The organism is Tatumella sp. UCD-D_suzukii (genome assembly GCF_000611875.2).
GTDB lineage: Bacteria > Pseudomonadota > Gammaproteobacteria > Enterobacterales > Enterobacteriaceae > Tatumella > Tatumella ptyseos.
In genome coordinates this window covers 231,660-249,042 of the sequence record NZ_JFJX01000064.1, presented here as the reverse complement: position 1 = coordinate 249,042, position 17,383 = coordinate 231,660, and the positions used below count along the sequence as shown (strand labels likewise).

The following is a 17,383-nucleotide window of genomic DNA, read 5'->3' as shown; positions in this document are numbered from 1 at the left end:
GGGGGGTTGCTCCTAGTACGAGAGGACCGGAGTGAACGCACCACTGGTGTTCGGGTTGTCATGCCAATGGCATTGCCCGGTAGCTAAGTGCGGAAAAGATAAGTGCTGAAAGCATCTAAGCACGAAACTTGCCCCGAGATGAGTTCTCCCTGACTCCTTGAGAGTCCTGAAGGGACGTTGAAGACTACGACGTTGATAGGCCGGATGTGTAAGTGCAGCGATGCATTGAGCTAACCGGTACTAATGACCCGTGAGGCTTAACCTTACAACGCCAGAGGCGTTTTGCGAGAGACGCAAAAGAATTTTCAGCGAAGTTCCGGATTGTTGATATAAAAATTTAGTTGTGTTCTGCGGACATACGTCCGAAGGATTTTACGCTGAGACAAGGCGGCAACTGCGTGATGAGAGGGAGCATACATAAGTATGTGACTGAACAGCACAAAGGCAGCCAACGCAGTATCAGTGAAAAAGACACAGGACATAGCACCAGAATTTGCCTGGCGGCAAGAGCGCGGTGGTCCCACCTGACCCCATGCCGAACTCAGAAGTGAAACGCCGTAGCGCCGATGGTAGTGTGGGGTCTCCCCATGCGAGAGTAGGGAACTGCCAGGCATCCAATNTTGTTGATATAAAAATTTAGTTGTGTTCTGCGGACATACGTCCGAAGGATTTTACGCTGAGACAAGGCGGCAACTGCGTGATGAGAGGGAGCATACATAAGTATGTGACTGAACAGCACAAAGGCAGCCAACGCAGTATCAGTGAAAAAGACACAGGACATAGCACCAGAATTTGCCTGGCGGCAAGAGCGCGGTGGTCCCACCTGACCCCATGCCGAACTCAGAAGTGAAACGCCGTAGCGCCGATGGTAGTGTGGGGTCTCCCCATGCGAGAGTAGGGAACTGCCAGGCATCCAATTAAGACTGTATTACAGTCGTGACTTTTACCGTGACGGGTAAAAGGTGAAATACCTGAGTTCAGAAACTCTGAATTCAGTACAGAATCGGTGGAGCGGTAGTTCAGTTGGTTAGAATACCTGCCTGTCACGCAGGGGGTCGCGGGTTCGAGTCCCGTCCGTTCCGCCACACTTTCAAGGCCATGTTATTTATTAACATGGCCTTTTTTCTTATCTGTTGTTTTTGGTATGCCATTACTGCTTAGCTTACGCCAGCGTTCCCGGAGACTACCGACGATAATGTCGTTCAGCTTATCAATCCGCTCTGGCCATCTTAACGTGATATGTGCGATTACCTTCTGAAAGTATTCGATTGAAAACCTCTTATCCTTTTATCCTCTTAACAACTACGGTGCCGGTCTTCATGAATATGGTCGCTGAGACGACGGATAACGCCATCGCGATTATCGGGAACAGGCTGACTGTCCGGATGAATCACCAAACGCTCAGGATCCGCCAGACGATCGAACTCCCCTCCAAAAAAATCCCCCCTTCTGGTCGCATTTGACCTGGTCGCTGACAATAATTTTTGTTCCAAATTTGTAATGTGATGCAGTGTTGCCTGCCTTCATCGATACGAAGGTAAGTGATGTCGCGCCGACCACGTTATGCTTCGGGCTGCTGGCGTAAACGTCCTTTTCAACAGTTTTTCTGATGTTCATGGTAGCTGACCGGATTGCACTGCTGTGAGGCTTTTTACCCGTACCCCCTGATGTGGCAGGCAAATCGCAGTCTCCGGCTCATGGGGGGCTGATACGAGTGTTGTCATGTGAGTCAGCTCTGACTATGAGTTGACTCGCTGAGTCGCATCCCGACTAATGTGGGTAAGATCAATACGTCAGAATTGAAGCTGCGGTATCATTTTTCCGTCCTGATTTAACGACCTCGTGAATGCAAAGTGATCGTATTGATTGTCCCGAAGAACAGTGTGTCATCGGCAATCAGGCGATGCTGATTATCGGGCCACAGGACGATGAGGGCTTCACGGCCTTGTGTCCCGGACTGTATTGCCGGATGTAAATGACGCGCCGGGTGCGCGCAACTGGCACGCCAGCAGGGTTAACGCTTTCCTGATAGTCCCCTGTGCGGGTGCAGGTAGTGCGGTGGCAAATAATAGTCGCTATGTTTCCATGGTGCTTGTACTCAATCGATAATATGCATAATCGAGTTGTATTCAGAGTGTATCAGGGCATCGCAATCCGTACGGCATGCATAGTGGCTGTAAGCGATGAAGCCGACAGCAATGCCGTAAGCTTAAGCATTCATATCTGCGCCGTTACCGTGATGGCTCTGTTTATGAAGGGCGTACTGACAGTGAAGGTAAACGGCTGAAATATTCGGTGCGGCGAAAAGTAAAATCAATATTGAATTGCTTGGCGGCTGATTCAGGGAGTCAGAAAAATGATTAAAGGGACACAACAAAGCTGGCTGGATAACGTAACTAAAAACACTGTCGTCAACGGCGAGTATGGCCCTCAGGTGTATTTTCACCCCGGCAGTGCAACATTACTCTGTGTAGATGCCAAAGATAACCGCTTCCTGATACAGGAACAGCTGAAAATGACAGCGTTGCTGGAAAATCAGAAGAAAGCGCAGATTGCTCTGGATGAACTCAATTATGAGATGCTGACACAGGCAGGCAACAAACCAAAACGTGCTTATGACAGTAAACTTCAGAGCGCCTGTCAGCAACTCAATGACGCTAACGAAAAATTAAAAGCAGAACTTAAAACGCTGACAGCAAAGGTGCCCGAGGGGGTACTGCTTGATGAGAATGCCAGAGGCTCAGCGATTGGCCTGATGGAATTGATCCCCCTGCAGAAGACTGCCGGGTTTAAAAGTACTTATGTCCGCTCCGACAAAATTCGCAGTCACTGGCGGAAATACAAACTCAGTGAAGCCGATAAGAAAAGCGGTGAGGCCAGCTTTATTAAATATGAAAATAAAGAGATTACCGGCACTGATGCGGATGGTAACAGAACAGTAAAGACAGTTCGTACCGGGAAGATAGATACAGGGAAATTAAAAAAACAGCTCAAAGACGTATGGGTGAGCCTGAAATTCACAGATGAATTATTAGAAGACAGTAACAGGGTGCTTACTGACTGGGCGAAAAAGATGAATAAAGGGCTAACCTGGCCCGGAGAAAGTGATAAACCTGACGATGAATCTGTTTATCATCAATATGTCGACATCAGCACACAGGCTCAACTGATGCGCTACAGCCAGGGAGTCGGCCTGTCGGCTGAATTTAATCCACTGGAAAAGAAAGCCTCCGCGAAAATGGATGGTCACGCCAGTTTTGCGCTGGGAGAGGCGAAAGCATCCGCTGAACTGTTTATTCCTGACCGGCTGGGTATTGCGTTGCTGTTTCCTGCCAGAGCATCTGCCAGTGCAGTGGGGGGGATCTGTAATATGGGTGCCATTCGCTGCAAAATTAATGCAGTGTTATCCGGTAATGCCGGGGCAAGCCTGGGTATTGAGCTGGGCGTTGAAGCCGATTTTAGCAAAGAAATGGCGAAGGGCTATGGGATTAAAGGGCGCCCGGCAAAGCTTGTACCGCCGCCTCTTCCTGGTCAGAGGACGATTAATTTGACCGTCCCGCAGCCTGATATTCAGGCCGGCGGAGAAATTGGTGTTTTTGCAGGTGTACAGGCGGGGGGGAATATTAGCGGTACTATTGAATGGTTTGACCCATATCCTGAAAGTAATGTTGAGCACGAAGGAGATAAGTCAATTGTTGCCCGCGAGAGAAAATTCACAGCAATTGCCACCTTATCCGTGGGGACCGCCGCCCAGACCGGGGCCGGGGGTACGGCGGCTTTCTACGTAACATATGTTAAAAGTCGCTTCAGAATTTATTGTAAAGCTAGATTATGTTGGGGAGCAGGCGCCAAAGGTTCTTTGGGCTTTGAAGTCGACGGTAATACGTTTGCGGCATTTATGAAAGGTTTTATGTATATGCTCAGAAATGTTGATTACCAGAAGCTAAGCGAAATGATGGAAATACGCTGTTTCCGTGCTCTTAGTTCAATTCCTTTAATTATGGCAGCTAAAGGAGTTCAGGCGATAGATGTAATGTTTGATGATGCATTAACAATATTGGCTGAATTAAAAAGATTTTTTTTCGATGAAAGTAAGAGGGTTCTTTTAATGAATAGCATCTTAAATAACCCTGATCAACTTAAATATACACCTCCTGAAACGAAAGGAGCATTAATAGCCATGCTTATTGATAATACTTGGGTCGATTGGGCAGACCCAAGGAATCAAAACAATGATTTTTTTTCAATAAATAGCTGGAAGATTGGCCCTTTAAAAAAGCGAAAGCAAGCTATATTTATGGCAATGAAGTGGATACAAAGCCAGGCTGATTATCAAAATGTGATGCAGCACTTAACTTTATTACCTGGTGACAAGAAGGGAAATGAACGGGTTAATGAAAAAACTGTTATTAAGTTCCTTTCACTTGGTGAGCATGAATTTCCCTTATTTACCGATTATGGAAAAAAGCTCACATTATTGCATGATAACTTACCAGTCTCTGTCGAACCTGATGATCCTTTTGTATCGATATCAGACCATCAAATGGCTGGGTACCTCGCTATGGTTGATAAGCAACACCCGGAAAATACTATGATAGCTTGATTAATGATTGAGTATTCAAATGAAAAAAATATCTATTATTATCTCCATCATCTCATTCTTACTGATAGGTTGCGATCGGAAAATCTCATCCGAGAATGAAAGGCTTGGAAAGATTCTTGTTGAGGAATCCATATCGAATATGGTTCCTGTGCAAGGCGGAGAGTTTTTAATGGGGGATTTTGGCCCGCTGGTCGGTGAGAAGCTGCCGTTTAGCATTAATCAGGATGATAAAAAATTACATAAGGTAATTCTAAGTGATTTTTCAATTTCAAAATTTAAAGTTACGAATGCTAACTATCTTGTCTATTTGAATGCAACCGGAAAAGAAAAACCACCAGTACACATTTTTGTTAAGGATTATCCCTCGTTAGGGAGCAGTGATTATTCCGTTGGTGTCACCTGGCAACAGGCCAAAGATTATTGCCAATGGTTAGGCCATATGTCAGGTAAGAATATTGATTTACCTACAGAAGCTCAATGGGAATATGCCGCGAGATCCCGTGGGCAATATCTACCCTTTGCAACCGATAATGGTCAGTTTGAAAAAGGTAAAAATATACCAAGCAATGATGAGTTAGATAGTTTTACCGATGGGTTTGGTTTTCCATTTTATCCCATAGGTAAGTTCCCGCCAAATCCTCTTGGTCTTTATGATATGGGGCTAAGTGGATCAGAATGGACTAATGATTGGTATTCGGCTAATTACTATGAACATTCTGCTGAAAAGGATCCACAAGGACCGGAGACTGGAACTAAAAAAGTGCTCAGAGGAGCTGTTGGAAGTAATCCCCAATATTCATTAACGATATTTAGACAATCAAAGCTACCCATTCCAAAAATCAATACTAATGATGACTATCAAAAATATGGGGTAGGTCCACAGTATGTCTTTCGGTGTGTAGTGAATCATTAATTTCCCATGAAATGGATGAGTACCTTGCGATGGTGGATGAACAGCACCCGGCGAGATCTCGTAAGAAAAACACGATGATGGCGTAACTCTTAAGGAATGAGATGAATAAGAAGCTAATAACTATCGCGACAGTTTTTTTTCTGACCGGTTGCGACCAGGGAAGTGCAGCAGCCGGTTCTCAGGCCGCGAAAATCCTTGCAGATACGTCCATCGCGAACATGATCCCTGTTCAGGGCGGAGAGTTTTTAATGGGGGATTTTGGCCCGCTGGTCGGTGAGAAGCTGCCGTTTAGCATTAATCAGGATGATAAAAAATTACATAAGGTAATTCTAAGTAATTTTTCAATTTCAAAATTTAAAGTTACGAATGCTAACTATCTTGTCTATTTGAGTGCAACCGGGAAAGAAAAACCACCAGTTCACATTTTTGTTAAGGATTACCCCTCGTTAGGGAGCAGTGATTATTCCGTCGGTGTCACCTGGCAACAGGCCAAAGATTATTGCCAATGGTTAGGCCATATATCAGGTAAGAATATTGATTTACCTACAGAAGCTCAATGGGAATATGCCGCGAGATCCCGTGGGCAATATCTACCCTTTGCAACCGATAATGGTCAGTTTGAAAAAGGTAAAAATATACCAAGTGATGAAGAATTAGATAGTTTTACTGATGGGTTTGGTTTTCCATTTTATCCCATAGGTAAATTCTCACCAAATCCTCTTGGTCTTTATGATATGGGGCTTAGTGGATCTGAATGGATAAATGACTGGTACGCACCTGATTATTATTCATATTCCCCGGTAAATGATCCTGGAGGGCCAGCTCAAGGGACAAAGAAAGTATTGCGGGGATATATAGGAGGTGACAGGCAATATGCATTAACCATGTTCAGGCAATCAAAACTACCAATCCCGAAAATTGATAAAGATGATGACTATCAAAAATATGGGGTAGGTCCACAGTATGTCTTTCGGTGTGTAGTGAATCATTAATTTCCCATGAAATGGATGAGTACCTTGCGATGGTGGATGAACAGCACCCGGCGAGATCTCGTAAGAAAAACACGATGATGGCGTAACTCTTAAGGAATGAGATGAATAAAAAGCTAATAACTATCGCGACAGGATTTTTTTTTTCTGACCGGTTGCGACCAGGGAAGTGCAGCAGCCGGTCTCAGGCCGCGAAAATCCTTACAGATACGTCCATCGCGAACATGATCCCTGTTCAGGGAGGGGAGTTTCTTATGGGGGATTTTGGCCCGCTGGTCGATGAGAAGCTACCATTCAGTATTCAGCAGGATGATAAGACGCTACAAATATCCGGAGAGCCATCACAGGCTTTACTGCTTAGTTGCCTCGGATCCCCCTTATAAAGAGATTATGCTAAGCGCTGAAAGCGCTATCAAAGCTAACTTCGTGTATGTTCGCCGCGTAACTCATGGTTTATCGCCATACATTCGCCGTGTTCTACCGTGCTTATGGGAAGGGGCAGGGTGGTATTAATCAGGGCAGAGTAAAGACCCGCAATCATTAAGTGTAAAAATAATTAAAAAGAAATGAAGACATAGAATGTCACTGTCTTCGACGGACGAACAGGTTTATTATGAGGGGATGATGTCTTCCGGAGCAAAAGAGAAGAGGGTGCGAAAAAAAACCTACGCAATGCGTTATGTGGCGGGACAGCCTGCAGAGAAAGTATTTCCTCCTGCACTGCGCCTTCCCTCGACTCATACCTTACCCGGCGGTACGGAGTTACCTGATTACAGCACTTTAAAGGTCCTGGTCTGGAATATTTTCAAACAGCAGAGAGCTGACTGGCGTTCAGTGCTTCAGGGGTTTGGTCAGGGCAGCCATCTGGTGTTATTACAGGAGGCTCAGACGACACCTGAACTGGTTTCGTTTGCCACCCGGCATTATATTGCGGCTGATCAGGTTCCCGCTTTTGTGCTGCCTCAGCATCCTTCCGGCGTAATGACGTTATCTTCTTCGCCGGCGATTTATTGTTGTCCCCTGAGAGAACGTGAGCCGCTTTTGCGGCTGGCAAAATCTGCCCTGGTGACTGTTTATCCGATGCCCGACAGCCGTTTTTTACTGGTCGTGAATATTCATGCAGTTAACTTCAGTCTCGGAATCGAAGTCTATCGCAAGCAGCTTGATGCTATCGGGGAGCATATCCGGCACCATAACGGACCGGTACTGATGGCCGGTGACTTTAATGCCTGGAGCCGTCAACGCATTCATGTACTGTATCAGTTTATGCGCCAGCAACGGTTACGTGAGGTACTGTTTTCACAGGATCACCGGCGTAAAGCTTTCGGACGTCCGCTGGATTTTATTTTCTACAGAGATATGGAAGTGAAGCGGGCCACTGTGCTGGAGACCACAGCCTCCGATCATAACCCGTTACTGGCGGAGTTTTCTTTCTGAAGTTGTGGTCAGAGGGCACATAGTCACGATAAGCGTATAAAAAAGGGCTGACAATAATGTCAGCCCTTTTTTTACTTTTCGGTGGGGTATCAGCTATTGTTTACAAACAGCGTCAATTTATCCCCCGGTCTGATTGAACGCTCATCAGATAAAAGCGCATTCCAGCGCATTACATCTCTGATGTTAACACCGTGTCTCGCAGCGATGCTGGAAAGAGAATCACCCTTACGAACCTGGTAGGTGATGCTGTTTCCATTATCCGCCAGCTGACTGACTGCGCCGGTGTTACGTGGGCTCAGTTTCAGTATCTGGCCGGCTTTTAGCCCGGCAGTGCGCAGATTATTGAACGATTTCAATGCGGCTACGCTAAGGCCATTTTTTGCTGCTACACCCGACAGGGTATCTCCGCGACGCACTTTATAGCTGCCTGAGGTGGTCGGGGCATTACTGGCGACCAGTTCAGGCTGTATTGCCTGAATATCCGATGCAGCCAGTGAATTTTTCAGCTGCTCCACATGGGACTTAGGCACCATAATGTACTGTGGTCCCTGAGGTGCAGTTGTTCCCTGCTTATAACCGGCATTAAAACTTTTCAGCGTTGATACAGAAATACCCGCCATTTCAGCGGCCTGCGCCAGTCTGATTTGCTGACCAACTTCAACCCGTGCCAGGGCCCGGTTTTCGTTCGCCTGCGGTAACCTGACTCCGTAGCGTTTGCTGTTTTTCAGTATCTCGCTTAATGCCAGCATTTTAGGGATGTAGACCGTGGTCTCTTTCGGCAAAGATAAATGCCAGAAGTCTGTCGGCTTCCCGCGGGCTTTATTTTGCTTAATCGCTTTCAGAACGGTTCCTTCACCGCTGTTATACGCAGCGACCGTCAGTAACCAATCCCCGTTAAACATCTTGTTCAGACGTTGCAACATGTCCAGTGCGACGCGGGTAGATGCAACCACATCTCTGCGTCCGTCATACCACTGGTTTTGTTTCAGTCCGTAATGTTTTCCCGTACTTCCTACAATCTGCCAGAGCCCTGCAGCATTGGATGATGAAGTTGCGTGCGGGTTAAAAGCGCTCTCCACTATGGGTAGCAGTACCAGTTCCATCGGCATTTTTCGTTTCTGTATTTGCCCGACTATCCAGTACATATACGGTTCAGCCCGTAAAGTTACATCGTGGAGATAGCTCTTGTTTTTCAGATATTTATTTCTTTGTTCACGGATCCGCGGGTTATCCGGGATCTCCATCGTCAGCTCGTCACTAATGGTGTTCCAGAGATTGCTGTTTTGTGCGACGTTAGTTCCATCATCCTGCCATCGCGGCGACAACATTCTTTCTCCGTACTGACCATTTTCTCCCTGACTCGCTGAAGACAGACTCTGTGCATGCTGAACGGGTATATCTGCATCTTTCCCTGATGCCTGACATCCGGCCAGCAAGACTGAGGCGAAAAGTATCGCTTTAGCCTTCATGTATGTGTCATCGTTGGTAGTAGATTAAAAGTCGAGCAATGATACGGTACGGAGAGAGACAAAACAATCAAAAAAATTAAAAGCTGTCTTTCTTCCGCCGTAATGCTTCAAAAACCTGCCAGGGTTTCGGTAAATTTATGTCAGGTAATATATTTCTATGTAAATCAGTATCATACGTTTTTAAAAAAACATTAATCTCCCGTTCTTTTTCCAGATATGAAGGGAGAGTTATCTGGTTTTCATCACGTAACTGCTTAATTTTATGGTAATAAGAGAGGATCTGCGGGTTTTGTGGCAGTACGGCCCGGGCAAACGCCATATTTGATAAAGTATATTCATGTGCACAGCATATCAGGGTATCTGCCGGAAGCTGATTAAGTTTCTGAAATGACTCATGCATTTGCTTTGCTGTCCCTTCAAATAATCTGCCACATCCGCCAGAAAACAGTGTGTCCCCACAGAAAAGGTAAGGTTTGCTGTAGTAAGAGACGTGTCCCAGGGTGTGCCCGGGAGTGGCGATGACAGTGAATTCAATACCGGAAATTGTGATGACCGTACCGTCTTTCACTTCCTGCGTGGTGCCTTTATTAAGGGTTTCGGCGGGGCCGTAGACCGGGAGTCCGGGCCATTGCGCGGTGAGTTCTCTCACACCACCCACATGATCACCGTGATGATGTGTCAGTAATATGGCTACCGGCTGCCAGTGATTTGCGGCTATCGTTTCAGTCACCGGTCTGGCTTCCCCGGGATCGACTATAATGCACTCGCCCTGATCATTATTAAGCACCCAGATGTAGTTATCCTGTAGTGCCGGAATACTGGTAAGATTCAAACGGTGACGACCCATAAAATTTCTCCGGTTATCCTGAACGTTCTGATGATGGTAAAACATGAAGCCAGCTAAGACACGACAAATACTTAAGACCCCGGACCACTGGGAAGAAATCCCCTGGGGGGATTTCTATCGGGAGGCCTTACAACAGCATCTTCAGCCTTACCTGGGCAAACTCTATGGTTTTCATTTACTGAAAATCGGTGCTCTCAGTGCGGCGATTGATACCGATGAGTGTCCTGTCAGCCATCAGTTCACGGTGAGCCCCGGGGGACTACCTGGTGGTGTTGCCGGTAATGAGATGCGGCTACCCTTTTTAAGCAAATCCATTGATGTCTGTTTTCTGGCTCATTCCCTGAGCTGGAGCCAGGATCCTCATCAGATGCTGCGGGAAGCCGACAGAGTATTGATTGATGATGGCTGGATAATACTGACCGGCTTTAACCCCTTTAGCCTGCTGGGGGCCGGGAAACTTCTGCCCTGGCTTCATCGGCGTTTGCCCTGGAGTGGCAGAATGTTCAGTCAGGGGCGAATGATCGACTGGCTCAGTATCCTTAATTACGAAATCATCTGCAGAGAAAGTTTCCAGGTCGTACCCTGGCGACGAAACGGTGGTGAAATTATCACGGCACATCTCCCGGTACTGGGGTGTATAAATTTGCTGATTGCCCGAAAGCGTACCTATCCGCTGACGCCTAACCGGAGTGCATTATCGGCAGGGAGATCCAGACTCCGTACTGCCGTTAATGTGACACGACAATGCTCGGAAATTAAATCTCAGGATACCGATAAATAGCCAGTGTCTTCCTGTGTCGGCGAACCCGCAGCATCACGGGCAAGGACATCACAACGTTCGTTTTCAGGGTGTCCGGCATGCCCTTTTACCCACTGCCAGTCGATGGTATGGGATTGCAGGGCGAGATCCAGGCGCTGCCAGAGGTCGACATTTTTGACAGGCTTTTTATCCGCGGTTTTCCATCCGCGCTTTTTCCAGTTAAATATCCACTGAGTGATCCCCTGGCGTACGTACTGGCTGTCTGTACTGAGTGTCACTTCGCAAGGCTGTTTCAGTGCTTCCAGGGCCACGATGGCCGCCATCAGCTCCATCCGGTTATTGGTGGTCAGACGGTAGCCCTGGCTGAACTCTTTTTCATGGTTTCCGTATCGTAAAATTGCACCGTATCCGCCGGGACCCGGGTTGCCGAGACAAGAACCGTCGGTGAAAATTTCTACCTGTTTGCGCATCTCTGGTAGACTTCCTGTAGTAAAAAATCCAAGTCTGACATAAACGGGCCCTATGAGCACAGTAAAAAACCGCCAAATCGTCCTTGATACAGAAACCACCGGTATGAATATGGTGGGGGTTCATTATGAAGGTCACCGCATCATTGAGATTGGTGCGGTGGAAGTGATCAACCGCCGCCTGACAGGGAATAACTTCCATGTTTATCTGAAGCCGGACCGGCTGGTGGATCCGGAAGCTTTCGGTGTCCACGGGATCTCAGATGAGTTTTTGCTGGATAAACCGGAATTTTCTCAGGTGGCGGATGAGTTCCTTGACTACATCCGTGGCGCAGAACTGGTGATCCATAATGCCTCGTTTGATATCGGCTTTATGGATTATGAGTTTGAAAAGCTCAACAGGGGCCTGGCCAAAACGGAAACATTTTGCGAAATCACCGATAGCCTGTTAATGGCACGAAAAATGTTTCCGGGCAAAAGGAACAGCCTGGATGCCTTATGCTCCCGTTACGACATAGATAACACCAAGCGAACGTTGCACGGCGCATTGCTTGATGCCGAAATTCTTTCCGATGTTTTCCTGGCCATGACTGGCGGACAGACATCACTGACCTTCAGTAGTGACAATGATCAGTCAGAACAAAGTGACGGGGGGATTATTCATCGTGAGGTGCGTAACGCCGGAGGATTGCGTGTCGTGCGGGCCAGTGACGATGAGATCAGTGCCCATGAAGCACGGCTGGACCTGGTGATGAAGAAAGGCGGCAGTTGTTTATGGCGTATTTAACCGTATGGAATTGTTGATAAAACAGTCCTGAGATTAAAAAAGCGCCAAACGAATCAGTTATTGCATAAAAACCATTGACGGCACTGATGAACGTCATTAATATTCGCCTCGTTCCCGACGGGGAATGAAGCGGAGCGGTAGTTCAGTTGGTTAGAATACCTGCCTGTCACGCAGGGGGTCGCGGGTTCGAGTCCCGTCCGTTCCGCCACTATTGCAGGGCCATGTTATTTATAACATGGCCCTTTTTGTTGTCTGTCATTCCTGAATTTCTTCAGCCGGATATGACCTGCACTGTAGCAGGCGATACCCCCTCTCACTGATTTCATGCTTTTTTTGCTTCTGTTCCGCGAAGTATGCGCAATCCGTTAGCGACCACCAACAGACTGGCACCGACATCAGCAAATACGGCCATCCATAAGGTTCCGGATCCACACAGGGTCATGATCAGAAAGACCAGTTTGATCATCAGCGCCAGCGAAATGTTTTGGGTCAGGATCCGGCCAGTCCGCCGGGACAAACGAACAAACGCAGGGATTTTTCGCAAATCATCATCCATTAATGCCACATCAGCCGTTTCGATAGCTGTATCGGTGCCCGCCATCCCCATCGCAAAGCCGATATCTGCCCGTGCCAGTGCCGGAGTGTCATTGATGCCGTCACCGGCCATACCGGTCACACCTTTCCGGCAATACTCTTCAATGGCCTGTAATTTATCCTCTGGCAGCTGTTCAGAACGGGCATGATCAATGCCGACCTGGCGGGCAATTTCTTCCACAGCAAAGGCATTATCACCGGACAGCAACAGGGTTTTGATACCCAGCTGATGCAGTTCAGCAATCGCCTGGCGGCTGCTCTCTTTCACCGTATCTGCCAGCGCAAACACAGCTAATAGTCCGGCCTGACTGCCTAAAAAGACCAGCGTTTTTCCCTGACGTTCCAGCGCTTCGTAGCGCTCTTCATTATCAGTAACATCAATCCCCTGGTGACTCAGCAGCCGGCGATTCCCCAGCCAGTATTGTTTTCCGTCTATCACACCGGTAATGCCCTGACCGGTGATTGCCGAAAAAGCCTCTACCGGTAATCGTGACTCGCTATTACTGTAACGCACCAGGGCTTCTGACATCGGGTGGTCAGATAATCCGGAAAGACTCCCGGCCAGCATCATGACCCGGGCCGCGTCCGGAGTATCGCCACTCAATACATCCGTGACTTCAGGCTGACCGTGTGTCAGCGTACCGGTTTTATCCAGTGCCAGCCATTTCAGCTTACGTCCCTGCTCGATATACATACCACCTTTGATCAATATCCCCTGACGTGCGGCTGCCGTGAGGCTACTGACCAGTGTGACGGGCGTCGAGATCACCAGAGCGCAGGGACAGGCAATCACCAGCATCACCAGCGCATTGTAGATCCACACAGACCAGGATTGCGCAAAGAGCAGCGGCGGTATGACGGCAAAGACGATGGCCAGCAGGAAAATTACCGGGGTATAGATCCGGGCAAACTGATCGACAAAACGCTGGGTAGGGGCTTTGCTGGCACGGGCTGACTCCACTGAACGGATGATCCGTGCGAGAGTGGTTTCTTTGACCGTCGATGTGACTTTGTAGTCAAAACTACCGGACTCATTGAATGTGCCGGCAAAGACGGCGTCATCGGCTTTCTTTTCTGCCGGCAGACTTTCTCCGGTGATGGCTGACTGATTGATGGTGGAATGGCCGCTGATAATGACTCCGTCGAGGCCGATTTTCTCACCTGGCTTAACCCGTACAATAGCCGATAACGGTACCTCTCCCGGCTGCATTTGCTGCCAGCTGCCGTCAGGTTGCTGTACATTCATCCATTCAGGCGCCAGCCGGAGTAAGGTATCAATCGCATTTCTGGCTTTATCGAGTGCTTTAGCTTCGATTAACTCGGCAACATTGAACAGCACCATAACCATCGCGGCTTCCGGCCACTGACGGAGTAAAATGGCCCCGGTCACTGCAACACTCATCAATGCATTAATATTGAGGTTCAGGTTTTTAACGGCAATCCAGCCTTTTTTATAGGTTTTCAGGCCGGAAAGTAATACGGCAATGATGGCGAAAGCTGCCTGTAACCCTTCCGGAAACCGGAACCAGTGCAGAACTTCTGCACTGAATGCCAGCACCGCGGCAATGACCAGCGGCCAGTAATTTACCTGAGCCGCCGGACGCGGAGCATCTGTTGCCGTGTTATCCGGGAGTTCAGGTTCAAAGCCCAGAGAACGGATAGCCTGCAGTACCGGCTCCAGGGCATCAGGACGATGCGTGACCGTGAGAACCCGCTCTATCAGATCAAACTTCAGGTCTGTCACGCCGGCCATACCAGAGAGCTTACCGGTGATCAGGTTCTCTTCTACCGGGCAGTCCATCTGCATAATCCGGATAGCCGTAACATTACCTTCTGCAAGCGTTACGCTCGCCGGGATCGGTGATAACACAGGCTCAGCCGTCGTACAGCAATGACCGCCGGCGTGCCGGTGCTCCGGTTCAGGGACGATACGCTGTATCGCCGGTATTTTTTTAGAGGGCTGTGAGGTGTTACAGGCTGAGGAATTCCTGTTATTTTTATTTGTATTGTTCATTTTTCATCCCATCGGGTGTAACCTGGTAGTTACAGTAAAAACCCTGAAGCCAGTATAGGGTCAAGAGGCGGAGGAAAAAATGAGGATAGGTGAGCTTGCCAGGCAGTCGTTATGCAGTGTTGCAACCATTCGTTATTATGAGCGGGAAGGGTTGCTGCCTGAGGCCCTCAGGGATCAGACAAACAATTACCGCGACTATACCCCCCGGCATCTGGAAACGCTGATGTTTATCCGGCGCTGCCGTGCGCTGGATATGGCACAGGATGAAATAAAGCGCCTGTTACAGGCTCGCAGTCAGCCTGAAGCCGGTTGTGAAGTGATTAATCAGTTAATCGATGAACACCGCTCACATGTGCAGGCCAGAATTGCCGAGCTGGTGGAGCTTGAAAAGCAGTTAAGTGAGTTACAGACGTTTTGCCATGATAATTTACCCACCCGGGATTGCGGTATTCTTAAAGAACTGGAACAGCCTGTGTCAGAGGCTCAGTTGCCGGGAGGGAAACATATCAGCAGTACACATTGATCTGAAACAATCTCCCGTCGCACTGTTCGATTATTAAGCATAAACAGATTGTATTTCTGACAGGATCTTCCGATAATCGCTATGTAATTCATTATATAGCGGAAGGATAAAAGGGATGTCTAAGTGTAAGTTAATCTGTTCGTTAGCCGTTATTATGTCGGTTAGTCTTCCTGCGCTGGCCTCAGAAAATATTCGTGTCACCTATGCCGGTTCAATGGGGAAAGTGATGGACCAGGTACTGGGGCCGGCCTTTGCACAGCAGCAGAAAGGAGAGTATCAGGGACAGGGACAGGGCGCTTACGGGATGGCCCGGTTACTGGCCAGCCATAAAATTACCGCCGATGTTTTTGTATCAATTACGCCAGGTCCGATGCAGATCCTGAAGGATGCCGGCCTGATTGATAATGCCGTCCCGGTCGCCAGTACCAGTATGGTCATTGCTTATAGTCCTAAAGGTAAATATGCCACTGAGTTTGCCGCCGCTGATAAAAAACAGGACGGAAGCTGGTTAAACGTACTGGCGAAGCCAGGACTGCAGTTTGGCCGTACCGATCCTTATCTGGATCCCAAAGGTCAGAACATCGTCTTTACCCTGTTGCTGGCTGAAAAATATTATCAGAAGCCAGGCATCGCGGAGCAGGTGATGGGATCGGTACAGAATCCACGCCAGGTGCACCTTGAAGGCGGTTTACTGAGCCGTCTGGAAAGCGGGCAGGTGGATGCGGCGGCCGGATATGAGAGTGAAGTGATCTCTGCCAAACTGCCTTATGTCAAACTCCCGGACGAAATTAACCTGAGTAATCCGCAAATGGCGAAGCAATGGTATGACAATGTCAGCTTTACCATTAAAGACAGTAAAGGACAGGATAAAGAACTGCACACCCAGCCCCTGGTCTATTATGCGGCCGTGCTGAAAAACGCGCCGGACGGTATGGCACAGGGACAGAAATTTGTCGATTTCATGTTATCTGAGCAGGGACAAAAATTACTGCAAGCCAGCGGATATGCCAGTCCGAAAGGCAATGCCCTTTACTGATCCATGAAATTACTGAGATCGCGGTGGTCACTGTTACCCGTGCTGGCTCTGCCGGCACTGGTTTTGCTGGCACTGCCGTTTGCTACGTTGCTGGGGATCACCCCCTGGAGACACTTTAGTCTCGCCTATGGTGACAGTAATGCCGTGATGGTCTCCATAGGTTACGGCTTACTGGCATTATTACTGATCGTTATTATCGGGTTACCGCTTGCCTGGTGGCTGGCGACATCGGGTGGTAAAGGAGGTGTCAGACGTATCGCTGAGATACTGGTGTTACTGCCGCTGATGACCCCGCCTCTGGCGATGGGGATATTATTGATTTCTGCGCTGGGGCCTTACAGTCTGCCAGGAAAATGGCTGGCCGCGGTGGGTGTGACGCTGGTGAATAACCCGCTGGCCTTTGTACTGGCGCAGATTTATGGCGGCTTACCTTATTTTATCGTCACCGCTCGTTCTGCTTTTTCGGCCGTACCGGCCGCGATCCTGGAAGCCGGCAGAACGCTGGGAGCCGGGCCACTTCAACGCTTCCGGCTTCTGGTGCTGCCTTTATCGGTTTCAGGACTGGCCTCAGCGGTTGCGCTGGCCTGGGTTCGGGCGGTAGGCGAGTTTGGTATTGTGATGATTTTTGCTTATTTCCCGCAGGGAATGCCGGTCAAACTCTATACTAATTTACAGAATGATGGTGTGGATGCTGTATATACCCTGGTATGGATCCTGCTTTTGGTCACGCTGCCGGTACCTTTGCTGTGTTTTATGCAAACAGCAAAACGTGAACGAATGAAATAATGGCAGGCTTTGTGTTGTTGCCCGGTGCGTCGACTGCCTGCCATATTCTCTTTTGGTTGTATGCTTTGCATATTTTTCAAGTTGCGAAAGTCCGTCGCGGGAGACAGACTGCTGCAAACTATTCTGTCCCCGCAGGCGTTATTCAGGGATCCTGAGGA

General features: G+C 48.4%; 15 protein-coding genes, 2 tRNA genes, 3 rRNA genes and 1 pseudogene. 16 read left to right on the top strand and 5 right to left on the bottom strand.

The features are described from left to right. The 5 genes from CG67_RS15110 to CG67_RS18370 form a co-directional block, all read left to right on the top strand. Nucleotides 1-265: ribosomal RNA gene (locus tag CG67_RS15110) — 23S ribosomal RNA — on the top strand; the annotation flags it as partial. Between the two features lie 231 nt (nt 266-496). Further along, nucleotides 497-612: ribosomal RNA gene (gene rrf, locus CG67_RS15105) — 5S ribosomal RNA — on the top strand. Between the two features lie 183 nt (nt 613-795). Continuing rightward, nucleotides 796-911 (top strand): 5S ribosomal RNA (rrf, locus tag CG67_RS15100). A gap of 97 nt (nt 912-1,008) precedes the next feature. Then, nucleotides 1,009-1,085: transfer RNA gene (locus CG67_RS15095), tRNA-Asp, on the top strand. Between the two features lie 234 nt (nt 1,086-1,319). Then, nucleotides 1,320-1,463, top strand: a complete 144-nt coding sequence (locus CG67_RS18370; RefSeq protein WP_160318977.1) for a hypothetical protein — start codon at nt 1,320-1,322, stop codon at nt 1,461-1,463. Between the two features lie 368 nt (nt 1,464-1,831). Here CG67_RS18370 and CG67_RS18600 read toward each other — a convergent pair whose 3' ends face one another. Further along, complete coding sequence (locus tag CG67_RS18600) at nt 1,832-1,924, bottom strand: hypothetical protein (RefSeq protein WP_235501144.1); 93 nt, start codon at nt 1,922-1,924, stop codon at nt 1,832-1,834. 432 nt (nt 1,925-2,356) lie between these two features. Between CG67_RS18600 and CG67_RS17875 the strand changes: the two genes are divergently transcribed. The 5 genes and pseudogenes from CG67_RS17875 to CG67_RS15065 all read left to right on the top strand — a co-directional run bounded on the left by CG67_RS17875 (nt 2,357) and on the right by CG67_RS15065 (nt 7,942). Then, entirely contained in the window at nt 2,357-4,603 is a 2,247-nt protein-coding gene (locus CG67_RS17875) for a hypothetical protein (protein ID WP_025903770.1), read from the top strand. 19 nt (nt 4,604-4,622) lie between these two features. Next, a complete protein-coding gene (locus CG67_RS15080) occupies nt 4,623-5,516 on the top strand; it encodes an SUMF1/EgtB/PvdO family nonheme iron enzyme (RefSeq protein ID WP_025903769.1) in 894 nt (297 codons plus the stop codon). A 101-nt stretch (nt 5,517-5,617) separates the two neighbouring features. After that, a complete protein-coding gene (locus CG67_RS15075) occupies nt 5,618-6,508 on the top strand; it encodes an SUMF1/EgtB/PvdO family nonheme iron enzyme (protein WP_025903768.1) in 891 nt (296 codons plus the stop codon). Nucleotides 6,509-6,652: 144 nt separating this feature from the next. Further along, a pseudogene (locus CG67_RS18830) lies at nt 6,653-6,828 on the top strand (sulfatase modifying factor 1); the annotation flags it as partial. Nucleotides 6,829-7,156: 328 nt separating this feature from the next. Beyond that, nucleotides 7,157-7,942 (top strand): endonuclease/exonuclease/phosphatase family protein, encoded by a 786-nt coding sequence (locus tag CG67_RS15065; RefSeq protein ID WP_025903766.1) that lies wholly within the window; start codon nt 7,157-7,159, stop codon nt 7,940-7,942. An 89-nt stretch (nt 7,943-8,031) separates the two neighbouring features. On the opposite strand, the gene mltD is transcribed toward CG67_RS15065, so the two are convergent. Beyond that, nucleotides 8,032-9,411, bottom strand: a complete 1,380-nt coding sequence (gene mltD, locus CG67_RS15060; protein ID WP_025903765.1) for a murein transglycosylase D — start codon at nt 9,409-9,411, stop codon at nt 8,032-8,034. A gap of 76 nt (nt 9,412-9,487) precedes the next feature. Continuing rightward, on the bottom strand, nt 9,488-10,243 hold the full coding sequence (gene gloB, locus CG67_RS15055) for a hydroxyacylglutathione hydrolase (protein ID WP_025903764.1): 756 nt from the start codon (nt 10,241-10,243) through the stop codon (nt 9,488-9,490). A 58-nt stretch (nt 10,244-10,301) separates the two neighbouring features. Between gloB and CG67_RS15050 the strand changes: the two genes are divergently transcribed. Beyond that, nucleotides 10,302-11,039, top strand: a complete 738-nt coding sequence (locus CG67_RS15050) for a methyltransferase domain-containing protein (protein WP_025903763.1) — start codon at nt 10,302-10,304, stop codon at nt 11,037-11,039. On the opposite strand, the gene rnhA is transcribed toward CG67_RS15050, so the two are convergent. Then, the gene (gene rnhA, locus CG67_RS15045; RefSeq protein ID WP_162139950.1) at nt 11,021-11,587 is read right to left on the bottom strand and encodes a ribonuclease HI; all 567 of its coding nucleotides are present in this window, start codon (nt 11,585-11,587) and stop codon (nt 11,021-11,023) included. The two genes, CG67_RS15050 and rnhA, sit on opposite strands and share 19 nt — an antisense overlap. Here rnhA and dnaQ point away from each other — a divergent pair. Then, complete coding sequence (gene dnaQ / locus CG67_RS15040) at nt 11,541-12,272, top strand: DNA polymerase III subunit epsilon (protein WP_025903761.1); 732 nt, start codon at nt 11,541-11,543, stop codon at nt 12,270-12,272. The genes rnhA and dnaQ overlap by 47 nt on opposite strands. A 131-nt stretch (nt 12,273-12,403) precedes the next feature. Beyond that, nucleotides 12,404-12,480: transfer RNA gene (locus CG67_RS15035), tRNA-Asp, on the top strand. A gap of 114 nt (nt 12,481-12,594) precedes the next feature. Here the strand turns inward: CG67_RS15035 and CG67_RS15030 are convergent. Continuing rightward, on the bottom strand, nt 12,595-14,880 hold the full coding sequence (locus CG67_RS15030; protein WP_025903760.1) for a cation-translocating P-type ATPase: 2,286 nt from the start codon (nt 14,878-14,880) through the stop codon (nt 12,595-12,597). Nucleotides 14,881-14,959: 79 nt separating this feature from the next. Between CG67_RS15030 and cadR the strand changes: the two genes are divergently transcribed. The 3 genes from cadR (at nt 14,960) to CG67_RS15015 (ending at nt 17,225) form a co-directional block, all read left to right on the top strand. Then, on the top strand, nt 14,960-15,403 hold the full coding sequence (cadR, locus tag CG67_RS15025; protein WP_025903759.1) for a Cd(II)/Pb(II)-responsive transcriptional regulator: 444 nt from the start codon (nt 14,960-14,962) through the stop codon (nt 15,401-15,403). Between the two features lie 154 nt (nt 15,404-15,557). Further along, a complete protein-coding gene (locus CG67_RS15020; RefSeq protein ID WP_038011102.1) occupies nt 15,558-16,439 on the top strand; it encodes a substrate-binding domain-containing protein in 882 nt (293 codons plus the stop codon). 3 nt (nt 16,440-16,442) lie between these two features. Next, the gene (locus CG67_RS15015) at nt 16,443-17,225 is read left to right on the top strand and encodes a molybdenum ABC transporter permease (RefSeq protein ID WP_051546420.1); all 783 of its coding nucleotides are present in this window, start codon (nt 16,443-16,445) and stop codon (nt 17,223-17,225) included. Nucleotides 17,226-17,383 lie beyond the last annotated feature (158 nt).